The 20,576-nt window shown below is 38.5% G+C and carries 21 protein-coding genes; 1 reads left to right on the forward strand and 20 read right to left on the reverse strand.

Translation table 11 applies throughout. From position 1 onward, the window contains the following. Positions 1-147: 147 nt before the first annotated feature. From CD126_RS05550 to ccpN, 12 genes are all read right to left on the reverse strand, one after another. Complete coding sequence (locus tag CD126_RS05550) at positions 148-747, reverse strand: superoxide dismutase (RefSeq protein ID WP_002472474.1); 600 nt, start codon at positions 745-747, stop codon at positions 148-150. Between the two features lie 321 nt (positions 748-1,068). Further along, positions 1,069-1,485 carry a Fur family transcriptional regulator gene (locus CD126_RS05555; protein ID WP_002472471.1) on the reverse strand — a complete coding sequence of 139 codons (417 nt, stop codon included), beginning with the start codon at positions 1,483-1,485 and terminating at the stop codon, positions 1,069-1,071. Next, complete coding sequence (locus tag CD126_RS05560) at positions 1,472-2,335, reverse strand: metal ABC transporter permease (protein ID WP_049405264.1); 864 nt, start codon at positions 2,333-2,335, stop codon at positions 1,472-1,474. The genes CD126_RS05555 and CD126_RS05560 overlap by 14 nt, the downstream gene beginning before the upstream one ends. After that, positions 2,332-3,105: a metal ABC transporter ATP-binding protein gene (locus CD126_RS05565; RefSeq protein ID WP_103370162.1), complete on the reverse strand. Its 774-nt coding sequence runs from the start codon at positions 3,103-3,105 to the stop codon at positions 2,332-2,334. Before CD126_RS05565 ends, CD126_RS05560 begins: the two co-directional genes overlap by 4 nt. 250 nt (positions 3,106-3,355) lie before the next feature. Further along, positions 3,356-4,252 (reverse strand): deoxyribonuclease IV, encoded by an 897-nt coding sequence (locus CD126_RS05570; protein WP_002472481.1) that lies wholly within the window; start codon positions 4,250-4,252, stop codon positions 3,356-3,358. Between the two features lie 16 nt (positions 4,253-4,268). Beyond that, on the reverse strand, positions 4,269-5,606 hold the full coding sequence (locus tag CD126_RS05575; RefSeq protein ID WP_049405268.1) for a DEAD/DEAH box helicase: 1,338 nt from the start codon (positions 5,604-5,606) through the stop codon (positions 4,269-4,271). A gap of 127 nt (positions 5,607-5,733) precedes the next feature. Continuing rightward, on the reverse strand, positions 5,734-6,834 hold the full coding sequence (locus tag CD126_RS05580) for a Nif3-like dinuclear metal center hexameric protein (RefSeq protein WP_049405269.1): 1,101 nt from the start codon (positions 6,832-6,834) through the stop codon (positions 5,734-5,736). Then, positions 6,831-7,514, reverse strand: coding sequence for a tRNA (adenine(22)-N(1))-methyltransferase (locus tag CD126_RS05585; RefSeq protein ID WP_049405271.1), 684 nt, complete (start codon positions 7,512-7,514; stop codon positions 6,831-6,833). Before CD126_RS05585 ends, CD126_RS05580 begins: the two co-directional genes overlap by 4 nt. A gap of 85 nt (positions 7,515-7,599) precedes the next feature. Continuing rightward, the gene (gene rpoD / locus CD126_RS05590) at positions 7,600-8,706 is read right to left on the reverse strand and encodes an RNA polymerase sigma factor RpoD (protein ID WP_049405273.1); all 1,107 of its coding nucleotides are present in this window, start codon (positions 8,704-8,706) and stop codon (positions 7,600-7,602) included. Between the two features lie 136 nt (positions 8,707-8,842). Then, positions 8,843-10,624, reverse strand: a complete 1,782-nt coding sequence (gene dnaG, locus CD126_RS05595; RefSeq protein WP_049405276.1) for a DNA primase — start codon at positions 10,622-10,624, stop codon at positions 8,843-8,845. Between the two features lie 26 nt (positions 10,625-10,650). Beyond that, positions 10,651-11,487, reverse strand: coding sequence for a pyruvate, water dikinase regulatory protein (locus CD126_RS05600; RefSeq protein WP_049405278.1), 837 nt, complete (start codon positions 11,485-11,487; stop codon positions 10,651-10,653). A 14-nt stretch (positions 11,488-11,501) separates the two neighbouring features. Continuing rightward, positions 11,502-12,125, reverse strand: coding sequence for a transcriptional regulator CcpN (gene ccpN, locus CD126_RS05605; RefSeq protein ID WP_049405279.1), 624 nt, complete (start codon positions 12,123-12,125; stop codon positions 11,502-11,504). A gap of 389 nt (positions 12,126-12,514) precedes the next feature. Here ccpN and CD126_RS05610 point away from each other — a divergent pair, with 389 nt between their 5' ends. After that, complete coding sequence (locus CD126_RS05610) at positions 12,515-13,906, forward strand: glycine--tRNA ligase (RefSeq protein WP_103370163.1); 1,392 nt, start codon at positions 12,515-12,517, stop codon at positions 13,904-13,906. A gap of 167 nt (positions 13,907-14,073) precedes the next feature. On the opposite strand, the gene recO is transcribed toward CD126_RS05610, so the two are convergent. The 8 genes from recO to CD126_RS05650 form a co-directional block, all read right to left on the reverse strand. After that, positions 14,074-14,835: a DNA repair protein RecO gene (gene recO / locus CD126_RS05615; protein ID WP_103370166.1), complete on the reverse strand. Its 762-nt coding sequence runs from the start codon at positions 14,833-14,835 to the stop codon at positions 14,074-14,076. Between the two features lie 24 nt (positions 14,836-14,859). Beyond that, complete coding sequence (gene era, locus CD126_RS05620; RefSeq protein ID WP_103370164.1) at positions 14,860-15,759, reverse strand: GTPase Era; 900 nt, start codon at positions 15,757-15,759, stop codon at positions 14,860-14,862. A gap of 71 nt (positions 15,760-15,830) precedes the next feature. After that, complete coding sequence (locus tag CD126_RS05625) at positions 15,831-16,166, reverse strand: diacylglycerol kinase family protein (RefSeq protein ID WP_002471059.1); 336 nt, start codon at positions 16,164-16,166, stop codon at positions 15,831-15,833. Positions 16,167-16,170: 4 nt separating this feature from the next. Beyond that, positions 16,171-16,632, reverse strand: coding sequence for an rRNA maturation RNase YbeY (ybeY, locus tag CD126_RS05630; protein WP_049405284.1), 462 nt, complete (start codon positions 16,630-16,632; stop codon positions 16,171-16,173). Next, positions 16,633-17,580: a PhoH family protein gene (locus CD126_RS05635; protein ID WP_002471043.1), complete on the reverse strand. Its 948-nt coding sequence runs from the start codon at positions 17,578-17,580 to the stop codon at positions 16,633-16,635. A gap of 287 nt (positions 17,581-17,867) precedes the next feature. Then, positions 17,868-18,530: a hypothetical protein gene (locus CD126_RS05640; RefSeq protein ID WP_103370165.1), complete on the reverse strand. Its 663-nt coding sequence runs from the start codon at positions 18,528-18,530 to the stop codon at positions 17,868-17,870. 14 nt (positions 18,531-18,544) lie between these two features. After that, positions 18,545-19,537, reverse strand: coding sequence for a flotillin-like protein FloA (gene floA / locus CD126_RS05645; RefSeq protein WP_002471037.1), 993 nt, complete (start codon positions 19,535-19,537; stop codon positions 18,545-18,547). 19 nt (positions 19,538-19,556) lie between these two features. After that, positions 19,557-20,267: an NfeD family protein gene (locus CD126_RS05650; protein ID WP_049405289.1), complete on the reverse strand. Its 711-nt coding sequence runs from the start codon at positions 20,265-20,267 to the stop codon at positions 19,557-19,559. Between the last annotated feature and the right edge of the window lie 309 nt (positions 20,268-20,576).

Below are 20,576 nucleotides of genomic sequence, written 5' to 3' on the forward strand. Positions count from 1 at the left end.
CGTAAGTGAATATAAAAAACGCACCAAACAACATAATAAAGTTGCTTAGTGCGTTTGACCCTCACCAACCGTTATTGACAAGGAGCCCGAGAAATTCTCATCGACAGCCTCATACTCCCTAATAGTTAAACTTTAGAGTGATGACGATTATTTAGCAGCGTTGTATAATTCGTCAACTTTTTCCCAGTTAACTACGTTCCAGAATTGTTTGATATATTCTGGACGTGCGTTTTGATATTTAAGGTAGTAAGCGTGTTCCCAAACGTCGATACCTAAGATAGGTGTTTTACCTTCTGTAATTGGGTTGTCTTGGTTTGGAGTAGAAGTGATTTCTAATTTACCGTTATTAACTACTAACCAAGCCCAGCCTGAACCGAAACGTCCAGCAGCTGCATCAGCAAATTCTTCTTTAAATTTGTCTAATGAGCCCCATTGTTTTTTGATTTCATCAATTACAGTACCTTCTTCTTTAGAATTAGGAGTCATCATTTCCCAGAATAATGAGTGGTTTAGGTGTCCACCACCATTGTTACGTACTGCAGTTTGAATGTCGCTAGGTACGCTGTCAAGGTTAGCTACGATTTCTTCGATTGATTTAGATTCTAAATCAGTACCTTCGATAGCTGAATTTAATTTAGTAACATAAGTGTTGTGGTGTTTGTCATGATGGATAGTCATTGTTTCTTTATCGATATAAGGTTCTAACGCATCATAGTCGTAAGGTAATTTTGGTAATTCAAAAGCCATAAATAATCATCCTCCTAAGTTTTCTTCACCTTTAGAATAACAATAAAGCTAGATAACGACAAAGTTTCTGCTTGATACATCATACTCAGTCGCTCGTTATCTCTTTGTTATCTTTACAGTCATATTATATCTCATATGACAACTTTTTAAACATTTCCTGACTATAAATTGACCATTCTACTCAGAATTCAGACTAATGGCCTACCCTAGAATTTACATTTGATGTAGGAATACATGGTGGAACATGACTATGTCGTTTTTGCCCATAAAAAATCTCAGCCCAACAGAGAGTGTCGAGCTGAGACAACAAATATCTTGATATTAATGTGCTTTCTGGCAAGCTTCACAAATACCGTAAACTTCAAGTTTATGTTGGTGAATGGCAACACCAGGTAAATAGGATTTGATGTTGTCGATTGGACAATAATCAATCACTTTCGTATCACCACAAGATTCACAGATAAAGTGATGGTGGTGATGATCTGTACAAGCAATTCTAAACTTCATTTCTCCATCTAACTCCGTGCTTTCGATAATACCTAATTCTTTAAACAAATGTAAGTTACGATAAATCGTATCGAAAGAGATACCGGGATAGTTATGTTCGAGTTCTGCTTGAACATGTTTTGCGTTGATATATTTATCTTCATTAACGAACAGCTGAATCATATCGCGTCTTTTATCTGTATACTTATGACCCTTGTTTTTTAAAATTTTAATCGCATTATCTGTCTTCATGTGTTTTCACTCCTTTTACACTATGAGATCTCACTTTCTGTATCAACATGACGAGTGCGAGACCCAGAACGAGCAAGATAACAATGACTCCACCTGGCGAGAGGTTCAGGTAGAAGGCAAGTACGAGCCCTGCAATGACTGCTATCTCACCGATAACAATACTGAGTAAGATAAGTTGTTTAAAGGCTTTGGTCAATCTGAGAGAAATAGCTACAGGCAGTGTTATAAGCGCGCTGACAAGCAAGATACCAACGACGCGCATTGAAGCTGAAATGACCATAGCTACAATGACGATGAAGAGGAATTGTATCCACTTTGGTATGCCGATTACAGCACTATACTCTTCGTCAAATGAGAGTAAAAATAATTCTTTGTAAAGTGACAGGATAAAAATAACCACTATCAATGTGATGATCAAGATCGTAATTGTGTCACTTAAAGTGACTGCACTGATTGATCCGAAAAGTAACCCTATAATTTCTTGATTAAAACCATCAGCAAGTGAGATAAAGATAGCACTCAATGCAATCCCTGCACTCATAATAATGGGAATCGCAATTTCTTGATAATTGCTGTAGGACGTCCGTAGTTTCTCAATAAGTAAAGCACCTACCACAGCATACAGAATACCGAACCACATTGGGTTAATAAAGGCAACTGCAGGGACGACTGTGATAAGGAACATACCGAATGAAATTCCACCGAGCGTGACGTGGCTCAGTGCGTCGGCAATTAAAGATAAACGGCGGACCACGATAAAGGCGCCGATGAGTGGCGCGACGAAACCGATGAGCAGACCACTGATGAGCGAGTAGCGGACGAAATCGAAATTGAGTAATGCATCAATCATGAGTTACAACACTCCCTCTCATGTTGATGATCTACAAAGCGTACAGGATGACCGTATATCTTAGATATTTCTACTTCATCTAAAGATTTGAAGTCTTCAGTTGAACCATGGAAGTGTAAGTGTTTATTGAGACATGCCACTTCGGTCGCTGTATCCGCTACTACTCCCATATCGTGTGTTACAAGTATGATCGTCACACCTTCATGCTTTAGACGCTCTAATGTTTGATAGAATTCGTTAACGTGTTTCGCGTCGATACCATTGGTTGGCTCATCGAGAATTAAGACGCTCGGATTGCTAATTAATGCTCGAGCAATGAGCACACGTTGCTGCTGGCCACCTGAGAGCTCGGCGATATTTTTATTGATGAGATGTCCAATATTTAAACGTTCCAAGACGTTGTGCACTTGTGCGACATCTTTTTTATTGAACCATTGTAAGAGCCTTTTCTTTTTCGTTAAGCCACTCAAGACCACTTCTTTAACACTTGCTGGAAAGCCGGAATTGAATGCGCGTGCTTTCTGAGAAACATAACTCACTTGGGGCGCTTGTTGTGACTTTTTGTAGACTTTGCCGTCAATCAGGATTTGACCTTGTTGAAGCGGTAACAATCCTAGCATGATCTTAAGTAAGGTTGACTTACCTGCTCCATTAGGTCCTACAATAGCCAGAAATTCGCCTCGGTTGATTTTGATATTAATATTCTCAAGCACTTGCTTTCTGTCGAAATAATAATCTATATTTTTAAGTTCGAAGACTGGTGTCGTCATGATTTCACCTCGTAATTACTATACAATCTCTCGTTAGTCTTGTAAATAGTAATGTTTTCGACTTGTTTAACCTTTGAAAAATAAGGAAAAAACCGTTCGGATACGTCGAAAATAACTACATCGTTACAATAAGTGTGAAGAATTAAATGGGGCTGAAAAAAAGTGGCTGTTCATTTCGTATTGGGCGTTCAACTTATATTTACGCCCTCTATCATTCATGAACAGCCATCATCCTCGAAGTGTCAACCAATTAATGACCTTCGTTAATAATCTTATCTTTCATATCTGGATCAAATTGTTGATTACGCAACATTTGAATTTCACGTTCGAATGGATTCTTTTTACTCTTCTTATCTAAACCTACAAAAGGTGTCTCAAGAATCTTAGGAATGTCTTTAAATGCATCATGGTGGACGACATAGTTAAGCGCGTCGAAACCGATGTGACCGAAACCGATGTTCTCGTGTCTGTCTTTATGTGCGCCGCATTCGTTCTTACTGTCGTTGACATGGACAACTTTAATGCGATCTAAACCGATGATTTGATCAAACTCATTTAAGACACCATCAAAGTCATTCTTCACATCGTAACCCGCGTCATGTGTATGGCACGTATCAAAGCACACAGAAAGTCTTTCGTTGTGTTCAACACCGTCGATAATGCGCGCAAGTTCTTCGAAATTACGTCCAACTTCAGAGCCCTTGCCTGCCATCGTTTCAAGTGCGATACGGACATCGTTATCATGTGTTAGGACTTCATTAAGACCTTCGATTATCTTTTTGATCCCTGCATCTGCACCGGCACCAACATGTGAGCCAGGATGTAAGACGATATCTTTCGCACCAATTGCTTGGGTACGTTCAATTTCGCTTTGTAGGAACTCCACACCCAAGTCGAATACGTGAGGTTTTTGAGTATTAGCGATATTGATAATGTAGGGAGCGTGAACGACGATATTTGATAAGCCATATTCTTTCATAGCTTCATGGCCTTTTTCGATATTCAAATCTTCAATCGCTTTACGGCGTGTATTCTGAGGAGCGCCGGTATAGATCATAAATGTTGTTTCGCCATATTCATGTGCTTGTTCGGCTGCTCCTTGTAACATTTTCTTACCGCTCATTGAGACATGTGAGCCTAATAACATGTGATTCACCTATCCTTTATTTCTTTTTCTTATTCATACGTCGCTGTTTCTTACTATACTGTTTACGTTCCTGACGCTTCAATTCTTCCAGTTCTTTTTTGAACTTTTTCTTATAACCTGGTTTGACTTTTTTCTTATTATTGCGTTTAACTTTATGTTTCACTTTTTGAGTAAGATGGTCGTCTTGTTTCTTACGAGTATGACGTTTATTATGTGCCTTAATTTCTTTAAGTTCTCCATTTTTCACATCCACATTGGTAAAATGGTAACCTTTCTCTTCAATTAACATTACGTTTTCTTCTTCATCTGGACTATAAAGCGTTATCGCTATGCCTTTATATTGGCCACGTCCTGTACGTCCGACGCGGTGAGTAAAGAAGTCAAGTTCATGTGGTACATCAAAGTTGATAACATGGCTGACACCTTCAATATCGATCCCTCGTGATGCCAAGTCACTCGCAATGACGTATTGATAGTCTAGGTTACGTATACGCTTCATTTGTTGTTTACGTTCACGAGGCGTTAAACCACCGTGAATCATCCCTACCTTGATGCCTTCGTTTGTTAATTCCTCAGCTAAATCATCTGCATTCTCTCTACTGTTACAGAAAATGATACAGAGATAAGGATTAAGGATATCAATTAATTTTAACGTTTTCGCAACTTTACTATCGCCTTTAGTTGGGATTAAATAGAAGTCAATATTCTTCTTGTTCTGCGATTTATTGTTGATTTCGACATAATCCGGATTCTCAAGGTATTTATTCAAGAATGGATGCAATGATTTAGGAATCGTAGCACTAAAGACTGCAATATGTGCTTCTGAACTCAACCGTGCTGCCACGTGGTCAACATCTTCTATAAGGCCTAAGTCAATCATAAGATCCGCCTCGTCGATAACGAGATATGAAGCTAAATGTACATGTAGCTCTCCGTTGCGAGCTAAATCATTGATACGTGTGGGTGTGCCAATCACGAGTTGAGGTTGCTGTTTCGCGCGCTGTCTATCACGTTCAATATCTGTTCCACCGATGAATAGCTTGACACTTACATCTTTTTTGAATCGTGCGAGCTGTTGTGCCACATCAAAGAGTTGTTGTGCGAGTTCACGCGTAGGCGCCACGACGATAGATTGAGGTTCTTGAACTTCTGGGTCAATGAGTTGCATTAAAGGTAACAAGAATGCATGCGATTTCCCAGTTCCTGTCTGAGATTGACCAATCAGATTAGTTTGTTTGATGATCTTTGGGATGACGCGATTTTGAATTTGTGTAGGTTTGTCAAAATTAAGATCTTTAACTGCATCTATTAAAGATGAGTCAAGATTAAAATGTTCAAATGGATGTTTGCTCATCTTTTTCACTCCTTTGTCTTGATAGTTCAGTTTTTGTAATTAGTTATATTCATTAAGGATGGGTGTGTTTCAAGTTTGTTTTTGATTCATCATTTTAGCAGAGTTCGATGTTACGCATTTTACCCACTTAATAATAACTGTAAGGATCCGTATTGTGTTCGCTCGCTTTAACTGGGATTTCTAATTGATGATTGTACCAACTATTTAAAAGGTTAACGAGCCCTTCTTTCATAACGTACTCACTATAATGATTAATGTCTAGCATATTTATGCCAGCAATCTTCGCATCTAACGCTTCGTGATGTTTAATATCACCCGTAATAAAGATATCAGCGCCAAGGTTATGCGCAAGTGTTTCGAAACCTACACCTGCACCACCGATAATCGCTACAGTTTCAATCTTAGAATGTTCATCACCGATAAATCTCACACTTGGCATGTCAAGTTGTGATTTAACCTGTTTAACAAACGTTGGGACGTCCATGGATTGATCGAGTTGACCGATAACGCCCAAACCACGTTCGCTAAATTTCGTCATACGCATGATATCGTAGACTGGTGTTTCATAAGGATGATATTTCTCAATAGCTCGTTGCGTGAGTTGACGTTGATGCGGTGCGATCATAAATTCTACTTTCATCTCATCAACATGTTCTATTTCGCCTACTTCGCCTAGTGTCGGATTTGCATCACCCACCGGTTTAAACTGACCTTTGCCTTGTGACTGGAAGTAACAAGCTTCATAATTGCCTTCTTGAGCTAAACCGTGACGACTTAACTGGTCTTTAAATGTTTCTACGTCTGTTTCAGGAATGAATACTTGAACTTTATCATATTCAAACGTTTGTGGCTTAAGAATTTCAACGTCACTGAGATGTAAACGGTCAGCAAGCATCGCATTGACACCTTGAGAATAAACGTCGAGATTCGTATGTAATGCAATGAGATTGATATTGTGTTGGATGAGCTTACGTATAATTGCACCATAACCTTCTTGTTGAACGATACTTTGAACCCCTTTAAAAATTAAAGGATGATGACTAATAATTGTGTTATATCCGAGTTCAATAGCTTCGTCTACTACCACTTCAGTGCAGTCGAGTGCTGTAAGAATACCTGTCACGTCACTTTCTTCGTCGCCAATAAGTAATCCTACATTATCCCATGATTCAGCTGTCTCAAATGGCACATGCTCATTTAACGTTGTGAGTAATTGTTTTAACTTCATATCTTTAACACCTCATTTATCATTTCGATTTCAGCGTTGATCTCCTCTAAACGTTGTTGATGTTTGGTCGTATCTAATTGCGCTTTTATTTTTTCAAGTGCATCGACTTCACGTTGCCATTTTTCTATAAATTGAGCATTTTTGTGACGCAGTAATATAGGACCAAATTTTAATTCTTGCTTAGTTAACGGTCGAGAATTGGATTGATAATCTGCAACGACGAGTTCATAAATATGGCCTTTTTCTTTAAAAATCAATTCCTGTGTAATCTCGAAATCTAAGTTTTCTAACGTCCGTCGCAAAGCTTCGGTTTGTACATTACTTTGTAGTACTAGGCGTGTGTGGGGTTTCAGCTTACTAGCCCCTTGTTGCAGAATTTGTGCAATGAGAGGACCTCCCATCCCACAGATAGTAATGGTATCTACATGATCAGAGTCAGTGAGAATCGAGAGTCCATCTCCTAGACGTACATCAATTTGACTGTCGTATCCATAGGATCGAACATTTTTAATAGAAGCTTCGTATGGACCTTGAATCACTTCACCTGCTATCGCTGTGCGAATTAAATGATGTTCTAAAGCATAAATAGGTAAATATGCATGGTCAGAACCAATATCTGCTAAACAGTCGCCTTGAATATATTCACTTACATATGTCAGTCGTTGATTAAGTTGTAGCATGCAGGATCTCCTTAATACGTAAAATAAAGGGATGAGACTAAATCCAAATTTACAAAAGGATAAGTAGTCACACCCCCATGAACAATTAATCCATAAAGTCTTTGAGTCGTTTGCTACGACTTGGATGTCTCAGTTTTCTCAATGCCTTCGCTTCGATTTGACGAATACGTTCGCGTGTTACACCAAACACCTTACCTACTTCTTCAAGCGTACGTGTACGACCATCATCAAGGCCAAAACGTAAACGTAAGACATTCTCTTCTCTATCAGTAAGCGTGTCGAGTACATCTTCAAGTTGCTCTTTCAACAACTCGTATGCCGCGTGATCTGAAGGACTTTGTGCTTCTTGGTCTTCGATAAAGTCACCAAGATGACTGTCGTCTTCTTCACCGATTGGCGTTTCAAGAGACACAGGTTCTTGAGCAATCTTCAAGATTTCTCTGACCTTTTCAGGTGGTAAATCCATTTCTTCACCGATTTCTTCAGGTGCTGGATCACGACCTAAATCTTGTAAGAGTTGTCTTTGAACACGGATGAGTTTATTGATAGTTTCAACCATATGCACGGGAATACGAATCGTACGTGCTTGGTCAGCGATCGCACGTGTAATAGCTTGACGAATCCACCATGTCGCATATGTGGAGAATTTAAATCCTTTACTAAAGTCGAATTTCTCAACGGCTTTGATGAGACCCATATTCCCTTCTTGAATAAGGTCTAAGAACAACATGCCACGCCCAACGTAACGTTTAGCGATACTTACCACGAGACGTAAGTTAGCTTCAGCTAAGCGAGATTTAGCTACTTCATCGCCTTGTTCAATACGTTTAGCGAGTTCTATTTCTTCTTGAGCGCTGAGTAAATCCACACGTCCAATTTCCTTTAAGTACATGCGCACTGGGTCATTTATCTTTACACCTGGAGGCGCGCTTAAATCGTTAGGATTTAATTTATCATCCGTATCAGAATTGTCCTTTTCATTAACAAGATTGATATCATTATCGTTGAGTTGATCAAAGAAATCATCCATTTGGTCGCTATCCATCTCGAAATTCTGCAATTTCTCAGCTATTTCTTCATGGCTTAAGTGACCTTCTTTTTTCCCTTTTTCTAATAATTGTTTTTTTACATCCTCTAGCGTAAGAGATGGATCAATCGTTTGTTTCTTTATTTTCACTTCATTACCAGACATCAAAAAGGCCTCCCGATTATAAAGTCAACATAGTATAATAATGAGAACAAATTACACTATAATAATTCACAAAATCGCCTTGTGTTAAACATTCAGTAACCCTATTATTATACTAAATAAGTGATATATTTGTATACTATGTCTTCGTATTTTTATTAAAATTAACGATTTTCTCTAAGTAATATTTTTGAAGTTCAACATCACCTAATCGTAAAGCTTCATTTAAACGACGATTGAGAGATTCTTTACTTTCTTCATCGCGATTCTCAAGAATGATTGCGACATAATCATCAAGTTCATGATCATAGGGTTCATCATTCAATAAGAAGTTGTCCAATGCGATGAAAGCTTCCTTCATCTCGTCTGAGTCCACATATTGAATCACATCACTGAGTGTATAGGTTTCATTCTCTGAATAAAAGTCGCGTAAAGTATTAAATATACGCTTAAAATAAGAATTTGTAAAATCATCTGCTTCAATCTGTCTATGATAATTCAGGAAACGGTCTTTATCATAAACAAAGTGTTTCAAGAGACAGACTTCCGCTTTCTCATTACGAGAAAGTTGCCTGAATTGTGGTATGTCCGGCGCTGCAGATGGTGGCTCAGGTGCTTGATGTGAGTAATGTCCCACTGATTGACTGAGACTATCAAAGCTAACTTTAAACAAATCTGCAACTTCTTGCAATACTTTTTTGCGTAAAATTGAAGAATTCATATATGAAATATCTTGAGTGATTTCTTTTAAATATTTCTCATATGCTAAATCATTATTTTGAATTTCATCTTGATGTAAGTGAATCTTGAAATTGATAAACGTTTTCTTTTCGTGCGTCACGAAATGATTGAACGCATCTTCACCGTGTTTAACTAAATATTCATCGGGGTCCATGCCAGATGGAAGCTGAATGACGAAGACATTAAATCCTTGTTGCAACAGTTGTTGACCTGTTTTGAGTGTAGCATTCTGTCCTGCACTATCACCATCAAACATGAGGGTAATATTATTCGTTAATTTTTTGACCACAGTGATATGTTCTTGAGAAAGTTGTGTCCCCATCGTAGCTACAACTTGATGAAGACCAGCTTGATCGGATTTAATAACGTCCATGAAACCTTCAAGCAGCATGATTTCATCAATTTTTCTAATAGAACGTCGTGCTTTATCAAGATTATAGAGCAAGCGACGTTTTTGGAAGATTGGTGTCTCTGGGCTATTAAGATATTTCGGTTCTTGATCTGTATATGTTCTTCCTGAATAGCCTACCGTGCGACCTTGAGCATTCTGCAAAGGAAACATGATACGATCGCGGAAACGGTCGTAGTAACTAAAGTTCTCTTCATTTCTCGATAACAGACCTGCCTCATACGCGAGTTCGATGTCATAACCTTTTTTCTCCAGGAAATCGTGACAGAAAGTCGCATTATCAGGAGCATAACCAATCTTACGTTTCTCTATCATTTCATCGCTAAAGCCACGTTCTTTCAAATAATTGAGCGCTGCTTCCCCTTCTACTGTCTTCACTAGCGCATAGTGATAGTACGCTTGCATCAGTTCATGCATTTCTATCATCTGTAAATCTTCAGAGGCGATTTGGTGTGTACCGCCAGCTTGGCTATAGTTTGGAACATCTACTTGAATATTGACTCTGTCGCCAAGTTCTTTCACAGCTTCGGTAAAAGGAATATCTTTAATTTCTTGAATAAATTGGAAGACATTCCCACCTTTTTTACAACCGAAACAGTGACAAATCTGTTTGTCCTCTGATACGGTAAATGATGGCGTCTTTTCATCATGAAAAGGACACAATCCAATATAATTGCGTCCCCTTTTCTCCAATTTGACATATTCACTGACAACATCGAGTATATCGGTCTTATCTTTTATTTCATTGATTGTCGATTGGTCAATTCGCACTAGTCATCACCTAACTACTTTAAGTATTAGCTATCTTTCTTTAGTTCATTGAAATCATTCTGGTCGATAATATTCATAATATCATTTGCTGTTTCTTCAATAGCTTTATCCGAAACGTCAATTACCGTGCAACCTATACGATCAACGAGTTCATGGAAATATTCAAGTTCTTCTTGAATGCGTTGCTCAGTAGCATATCGCGCTTTATCTCCTAATCCGAGTTGCTTAAGGCGCTCTTTACGAATCTTGTTGAGTTTCTGTTCACTAATTTTAAGCGCTATTATCTTCTTAGGATCAACCTCAAACAAATTATCTGGAGGAGTAACTTCTGGAACGACAGGAATGTTAAGTACTTTATAGCTTTTGTGTGCCAAGTACTGTGATAAAGGAGTTTTTGAAGTTCTAGAAATTCCTAGTAGAATAATATCTGCTTTTGAAATACCTTTGGGATCCTTCCCGTCGTCATATTTTACAGCAAACTCAATCGCTTCTATTTTATTAAAATAAGCTTCGTCTAGTCGGTGGACAAGTCCAGGCTCATAATACGGTTCCTCTTCAATTTCGTCTCTTAAAATATTCATCAAAGGTCCCATGATATCTACAGATTTCACAGTACTCTCTTGTAATTTCGACTCCATATAAGCGCGTATTTCGGGCTTAACTAACGTGTAAACTACGATTGAATTTGTATCTTCTGCGACTTGTACTACCTCATCAACGTTCTCAAATGATTCAACATAAGGATAGCGCGCAGTTTCCTGATCGCATTGATCGGGTGTGAATTGTGATAAACCTGCTCTAGCGACTAAATCAGCTGTTTCACCAACTGAATCTGACGCGACTATTATATTAACTTTCTTCATCGTGATCAGACCACCTATTCTTTAAATAATGAAACAAATAATTTAGTGATTGTCGTCTTAGAAATGCGTCCTTTAATTTCTAAATTACCGTTCTCTTTCTGTTGTACGATGGGTAAAGAATCTATTTCTTTCTCAATCATTAATTGCGCTGCATAAATAACTTTGTCATCCATGGAAATATAACTTAGGTTAGGCATGCGCGTCATAATAATATCTACTGGCGTAGTATGGATATCTTCGCCCATCATTGAAGCGCGGAGTAAATCTTTACGCGAGCAGACACCTACGAAATCACCCTTATCATTGATGATAAAAAGTGTGCTTACATCTTCCATAAAAATAGTACAAATTGCATCATAAATTGACATTCCATTTTTAATAATAATTGGATGAGAAGCGTATTCTCGAACATGATATTTTTTCAATTCATCAGCGATAATTTTATTCTGTGATTTATTAGTATAATAGTAGCCCACTCGAGGTCTCGCTTCAAGAATCCCTGACATCGTTAAGATAGCGAGATCAGGTCGTAGTGTTGCACGTGTGAGATCTAGTCGATCAGCGATATGCTCACCCGTAATTGGGCCGTTATGTTTCACGATATCAATAATCTGTTGTTGACGTTTATTAAGTTCGATAGCGCTTCACCCCTTTTTACCTATACAGATATTAATTATACATTGAAATGATATTTGCCACAAATACAGATATTTACTTGCTATTATACAAGGTATCAATTAGAATAAGTTGTACAGCGAGTTAAGGATAGTGTGAGCTTAACGACTTAAATTGGCACACAATTATATACCTCTAAAGCGAGTGTCTACACTAATTTGGGTGGAACCGCGGGTTAATTTCAATTTTAATGCTAATAGTAATAGTTAATCAGCGCTTACGTCATACATTTGACGTGCATACGAAGCGGATTAACATATACATGAAATCAGAAATCAAACTCGTCCCAAGGCAAGGTCAAATGTTTACTTTGTCTTGGGACGTTTTTATGTAAAAAAGGAGTGTTTGTACAATGGCAAAAGACATGGAAAGTGTCGTTCATTTAGCAAAACATAGAGGGTTCGTCTTCCCTGGTAGTGACATCTACGGTGGTTTATCTAACACATGGGATTACGGTCCACTCGGTGTTGAATTAAAGAATAATATCAAAAAAGCTTGGTGGCAAAAATTTATCACGCAATCACCATACAACGTTGGTTTAGACGCAGCAATCTTAATGAATCCTAAGACTTGGGAAGCGTCTGGTCACCTCGGTAACTTCAATGACCCAATGATTGATAACAAAGATAGTAAAATTCGCTATCGTGCTGATAAATTAATTGAAGAATATATGCAAAATGAAAAAGGTGACGAAAACTTCGTTGCTGATGGCTTAAGTTTCGATGAAATGAAACGTATCATCGACGAGGAAGGCATCGTTTGTCCTGTGAGTGGCACAGCTAACTGGACTGATATTCGTCAATTTAACTTAATGTTCAAGACATTCCAAGGTGTAACGGAAGATTCTACTAGTGAACTCTTCTTACGTCCTGAAACTGCACAAGGTATCTTCGTTAACTATAAGAACGTGCAACGTACGATGCGTAAGAAATTACCATTTGGTATTGGTCAAATTGGTAAATCATTCCGTAACGAAATCACACCTGGTAACTTCATCTTCAGAACTCGTGAATTCGAACAAATGGAACTTGAATTCTTCTGTAAACCTGGTGAAGAAATTGAATGGCAAAGTTACTGGAAGACCTTTGCGAGCGAATGGTTAAAAGATCTTGGTCTTCAAGAAGCCAATACACGTTTACGTGATCACGATGCAGATGAATTATCTCACTACTCTAATGCGACAACTGATATCGAGTATCGTTTCCCATTCGGCTGGGGCGAACTTTGGGGTATCGCAAGTCGTACAGACTATGACTTGAAGAAACACGCAGAACATTCAGGTGAAGATTTCCGTTACCATGATCAAGAAGCAAACGAGAAATATTTACCATATTGTATCGAACCTTCATTAGGTGCTGATCGTGTAACACTCGCATTCTTATGTGATGCATATGACGAAGAAGGTGTTGAAGGTAGTAAAGATGCACGTACAGTGCTTCACTTCCACCCTGCCCTTGCACCATACAAAGCAGCCGTTCTTCCATTAAGTAAGAAATTATCAGGCGAAGCGATTAAGATCTTCGGACAATTAAGTCCGAAATTCTCCATCGACTTTGACGAATCTCAATCTATTGGTAAACGTTACCGTCGTCAAGACGAAATTGGTACGCCATACTGTATTACGTTCGACTTCGATTCATTAGAAGACAATCAAGTTACTGTGCGTGACCGTGATTCTATGGAACAAATCCGTATGCCAATTTCTGAGTTAGATGATTTCTTAGCTGAAAAAATTAAATATTAATTTTGAGTGTTAAGTTATAGAAAAATGCCCGTAGATGGATGTATTAATCCATTTACGGGCTTGATTTATGGCTTGTCTGATGAGGAATCAGTTTTAGAAACAATATATAAGAAGCGGGATAAAGAAAATGACCTACACTCTCCCGCTCTTACTAATTGATACTGAGTTTACTTTGAATCAGTTTCTAAACGACGAAGTTGATTAATTAATTTCTGACTTCTAAAAAACATACCTGCATATTCGCGATAAAGCATAATCACTAACTCGGACATCTCATCTACAATTGCTTGATGAATACTGAGTCCACTCATCTTATCGATAGGAAGTGATTGTAACATATAAAGTAAATACAGTGTCTTGTTGGATAATCGTAGTGCGTGCGGATCTTCTGATAGCGCTTGTTGTGAAATAGCACCATCAAACTTGAAACTATAACCCACAAAATCAGCTTGAGTGGTTGAACCAGTTACTACGCAATGGTCAAATACTGCGTTGAAACCGAAACGTGGCATACATTTTAACAAGATGACTACGGATATCAATTGTGCAGATACACCTTCGCGCATCTTCTCTAAAGCGAAAGAGAGAAGTTTGTAACTATATTCAGAGACTTCATCGTCCTCTAACGAACGGTCAATCGTCTCTACGCAGAGTGAGGCATAGCTACTTTCATAAATATCGAGTCGGAGATTGTAGTTCTGCTCAATCACATCGACAGAATTTAATGTTCCCATGCCTTTCCAACGAGAAAAGATAAAGAGACCATAAACGAAGCGTTGTGTATTCGCTTGTAAACCACTCTTACTCTTTTTCGCACGTCTAGCCATTAAAGGAACTTTCGCACCATGTTCGTTAAGAATAGTGATAATCTTATCGGATTCTCCATAATCAATCGTTTTGATAATTATACCTTTTTGTTTGACTAACATGACAAACACCGACTCTCATTCCTATTAATCTTGGTCTTCAATGTAACCCATTTGACGAATGAAATTCACTTTGTTTCTCCAGTCTTTTTGTACTTTAACCCACAGTTCAAGATAGACTTTAGAGCCGAGCAAATGCTCGATATCGAGTCGCGCACGTTTCCCTACTTCTTTTAACTTTTTGCCGCCTTTACCGATAACGATACCTTTTTGTGAATTACGTTCGACGAAGATGGTCGCTTCAATACGTACGCGATATTCACTTTCTTTAATCATGCGATCAACGTTGACTCCGATAGAGTGAGGAATTTCTTCACTCGTTAAATGCAAGATTTTTTCACGAATCAGTTCACTGACCACAAACTGTTCTGGATGGTCTGAAATTTGATCGTCTGGATAGTATTTAGGCCCTTCTGGTAAATAGGACTTTAGCACTTCGATAAAATGATCGACGTTGTGCCCTTCAAGTGCAGAGATTGGCACAATTTCGGTAAAGTCCATGTAGGTTTGATATTGCTCAATCTTAGGCATCAAATCATCTGGGTGAACGAGATCAATCTTATTTAAGACGAGAAATACTGGTGTGTCGCCATGTTTCAACATCTCCATAATATACTCGTCACCACGGCCGATTTCTTCATTAATGTTCACCATGAACATGATAGCGTCAATTTCAGCTAACGTATTTCGTGCGACACGCATCATGTAATCGCCTAATTTATGTTTTGGTTTGTGAATTCCAGGTGTGTCTAAAAAGATAATCTGGGCATCTTCTTGCGTCATTACACCTTGAATTTTATTGCGCGTTGTTTGTGGTTTGTCAGACATAATTGCAATTTTATGCCCAATTACACGGTTGACGAACGTAGATTTACCTACATTCGGTCTACCGATGATAGATACGAATCCTGATTTGTGTTCTGACATTCAGTTAACCTTCCTTTGTTAATTTATCTTTTACAAATAGCTCATGCATCTGACTAAAGTTGTTGAATAACTTATAAAATGTACGGAATGAAGATAATTAATCCAATAATGGCTGCAATAATACTAACAATAAGTACACTCGTCGCAGCAATATCTTTCGCATGTTTAGCGAAGAGATGATATTCATCGGTTGCCAAATCCACGACATACTCGACAGCGGTATTTATCGCTTCAAAGGACATGACTAACCCTATTGCTAAGATGAGAAAGAGCCATTCGGTTTGTGTGATGTGAAAAACGAACCCAAAGAATATAACGATGAGTCCAAAGATACAATGTAATAGAAATTTGAAATCTTTCTTAATCAGGGCGATGAAACCTTGATAAGCATATTTAAAGCGCTGCATAGCCTCAGTCCCTTGTCAGACCATAGTCATCCAGTATGTCTTTCTGACGTCCGAACATCACTTTCTCTTCGTCTTCAGTCATGTGATCATAACCTAACAGATGGAGAAAACCATGCAACGCGAGAAAGCCTAATTCACGTTCAAATGAATGACCATACGCTTCTGCTTGTTCCTCTGCGACGTCAGTACAAATGATGATGTCTCCTAGCACACGTGGTAAATCTGCTCCCATGATGTGAGGATCCTCTTCTTCAAATGCAAAGGAAATCACGTCCGTCGGTTTATCTTTATCTCTATAGGTTTGATTAATCTCATGAATTTCTGCTTTATCTGCAAAGGTTACAGAGAGTTCAGCATCTTCGTTAATCTCTTCTTTATCTTTAGCGAATTGGAGTAAGTCGTCAATCTGTTGAATCCATTCAGATTTCACACTATCCGTATGATCGCTATAATCTATAGTAAACATTTACTCATTCCCTTCGTATCGATCGATGATGCGACTGACTAGTGGATGACGTACTACATCAGTTTGATCGAGTTCCATAATACTGATGCCTTTAACATTTCGTAATTTCTTTGTAGCTTCTTTTAAACCACTTTTAATCCCTTTAGGTAAATCGACTTGGGATTGGTCGCCAGTAACTACCATTTTAGAACCAAAGCCAAGACGTGTAAGGAACATCTTCATCTGCGCATGCGTAGTATTCTGCGCTTCGTCGAGAATAACGAAAGCATCATCCAATGTACGTCCACGCATATAGGCTAATGGTGCGATTTCTATAATCCCTCTTTCAATAAAACGCGCTGTTTGTTCGCGACCGAGTACAGTGTTTAAGCCATCATATAAAGGTCTTAAATAAGGATCAACCTTTTCCTTTAAATCACCAGGTAAGAACCCTAAAGATTCGCCTGCTTCCACTGCAGGACGCGTTAAGACGATTCGTTTCACATTACCTTTGCGCAATTGTTTAGCTGCAAATACGACAGCTAAGAATGTCTTACCTGTACCTGCAGGCCCTAGACCAAAGACGAGATCATCTCGTTGCATCGCATTAATATACATACGCTGACCCATCGTCTTGGCACGAATCGTTTTACCGAAAGCGTCTTTCGTAATCTCTTCTTCATAGAGATCTAATAGATATTGTATTGTATGGTTCTGAGCCATTTTAATAGCAGCTTCTACGTCTTTAATCGTGATAGTGATGCCTTGTTCGATCACCTTTCTAAGATTGAGTAGTACTGCTTCGGCTTGTTCAACATGCTCTACTTTCTCACCTTTCACTGCAATTTCTTGCCCACGAGCATGTATGATAACATCAAATCCCTCTTCAATCGCTTCTAAATGTTCGTCGTTATTACCGACAAGAGCTTGAGTCACATTGATGTCATCAATTTGTATAATTCCAGGCATATAGGCGCTCCTTTACTACTTAATATTTCCATCATTATTCTAGCCTAATTGGCTTGTTGAAACAAAGTAAGAGTCACTTTGAAATGGATAGTTGAAAGTTTCGAATATCAACATCATTATAACATTGATTGAGGGTGACTTTGGAAGATTTAACATTCAAAAGTTTATGGAGAGTCAAAGGAATTGATCACAGACATTGTTGATAAAATGAATGATGGCATTTGAGATATTAAAAGAGTGGGACACTATCTTCGATGAGATGGTCCCACTCTTACAAATAGGAATTATTAAAGTTGTTTCGGTTTATTGAGTATTTCTGACCAAATGATGCCATTGACGACATCGTCTTTATGGAAAGCAAGTGACGATTGAGTTGACTGTGATTGACGTGAAGTGCGATTAAACAGTTGATTGAGTCTAACCCGTTTCGCACGTGTAGATAACGTAGAATCTGAAATGATAGCTTGAGCTTTTTTCTCAAGGCGTTCTAATCGTTGATCGCTTTCTCGATTAATTTGGTCTCTAATATCGTCGATACGTGTAAACATATCACGTTGAAGTTCTGCACGCTTTTCCTCATCTCTATCAAGTTGACGTCGTTTCGTTTGTTCCGCTTGGCTTGGTTGTTCTTCTACGTGCGACGTTGTTTGCGTAACGGGCTGAGGTTGTTCATTATCCATTTTTTCAGGACGTGTTTGATTTTTATAACGTCTCCCGTTCGGTTGATAATCGGGTCTGGGTACTTTATTTGTACGTCTTGAAGAGCCGTCATCTGAGAACTCTCTCTCTATCTCCCGCATGCTTTTCTTGATTTCGCCGAAGAAGCCATCATCATTCTGAGTTTGCTTTTTCGGTTTAGAGGGGTCGCGCTCTTTATCACTGTTATCAATAACAGCTTTAATAATCGAAATTACTACAGATATTACAAAGATAATAATACCTATACTCATTTAATCACCCCTAGTTATTCTTCTGGTGATTCGTCATCTTCTTGATGTGTACGTTCATTAATTGCATTTCTCATGCCTGTATCTGCTTCGATATTCTTCAGATTATAATAATCTTTCACACCGATATTTCCTGAACGTAAAGCTTCTGCCATAGCAAGTGGTACTTCAGCTTCGGCTTCAACAACTTTAGATCTCATTTCTTGAACTTTCGCTTTCATTTCTTGTTCTTGAGCAACAGCCATGGCACGTCTTTCTTCCGCTTTCGCTTGAGCGATGTTCTTATCTGCGATGGCTTGTTCAGTTTGAAGATCGGCACCGATGTTCTTGCTAATATCTACGTCTGCGATATCGATAGAAAGAATTTCGAATGCTGTACCTGAATCGAGACCTTTACTTAAGACAGTCTTAGAAATATTGTCTGGATTCTCTAACACTTGTGTATGAGAATCACTTGAACCTAGAGTAGAAACGATACCTTCACCAACACGAGCGATGATTGTTTCTTCTCCAGCACCACCGACTAAGCGAGAGATGTTAGCTCGAACAGTAATACGTGCTTTCGCTTTAACTTCGATACCGTTCATAGCTACACCAGCGATAAATGGTGTTTCAATGACTTTAGGGTTAACAGACATTTTAACTGCATCTAACACGTCACGTCCTGCAAGGTCGATTGCAGCCGCACGCTCAAATGGCAAGTTGATTTCTGCACGTTCTGCAGCGATGTTTGCATCTACAACGCGGTCAACGTTACCACCCGCTAAATAGTGAGATTCAAGCTGTTCAATCTTCAAGTGTAAACCAGCTTTGTGCGCTTTAATCAACGGTTCGATGACTTTACGTGGTGATACACGTCTGAAGCGCATACCGATAAGTGTACCGATACTTACTTTAACACCAGCAGCTATAGCTGAAATCCATAGACCTACTGGTACGAATGAGAAGAAGATAAGTAATACGACAATAATAACTATTGCTATGATGATAAGACCAAATAGTCCTGGCATAGTTGAAAATCCACTCCTTTTAAGATTCTAATTCACGAACAACGACGCGTGTGCCTTCAACTTCAAGTACACGGACTTGTTTGTTGCGTAGGATAAAAGCCCCGTCTGACACTGCATCAATACGTTCGTTATCAATTGAGATCATACCTGCCGGACGTAAATCCGTTAACGTCAGAGCAGTTTGACCTACTAAATGAGAACGGTCATCGTGGGATGTAAAGCCAGCTTCGGCACTGGTTGAGTCATTGAGTACTACATTCTGCAATAAAGGTATTGTGCGATGACACACCTTAACTAGAATGACCCATTCGATAATTGCGAGTATAAGTGCAACGACAACATTGCCTACCATATAAACTAAACTATTACCGAGAGTCACAATACTGAAAATAATTAAACCTATACCAATGATGCCGATCACAGCACCCACGACAAACAATTCAATTACGACAAGAATGACACCTAAGATAAATAAGATAATCGAAAGTAAGTTCACTTCGCCTTTCACTAGGAACCCTAAGAAAAAGATTAATAAGACAATTGTGGATAATATCCCAATCACGTTGATGCGTTTAGAATAGAGTTGGAATAAGAAACCACAGAAAATCAGACAAGTAAGTATTAGGGTAATAATTGGATGAACAATGAAATTAGCAAGTTGACTTACCCAGCTGCCATCTCCTGTCATATCTGTCGCAAATAAACTATGTATATCTGAGACGGTATTCATGTTCTCACCTCGCTCTCAATTAGATTATACATGAAACGGAACTCTGTTTATAGCGTTTTTGAGCGAAAGTTTAAAAAAGTCAATTTATAAAATATATGTATTAGAATTTATGATTTATTAACAAATTTGGACTGAAATCTAAGGGATTGTGAGGGTAGTTTGAGAGGTAGTAAAAGTTGGGTTGGATTTGCCCTTTCGGTGAGATATAACGCAACAAAAAAGGGCTCCTTGTCAATAACGGTTGGTGAGGGTCAAACGCACTAAGCAACTTTATTATGTTGTTTGGTGCGTTTTTTATATTCACTTACG

Source organism: Staphylococcus pettenkoferi (assembly GCF_002902685.1).
Taxonomy (GTDB): Bacteria; Bacillota; Bacilli; order Staphylococcales; family Staphylococcaceae; genus Staphylococcus; species Staphylococcus pettenkoferi.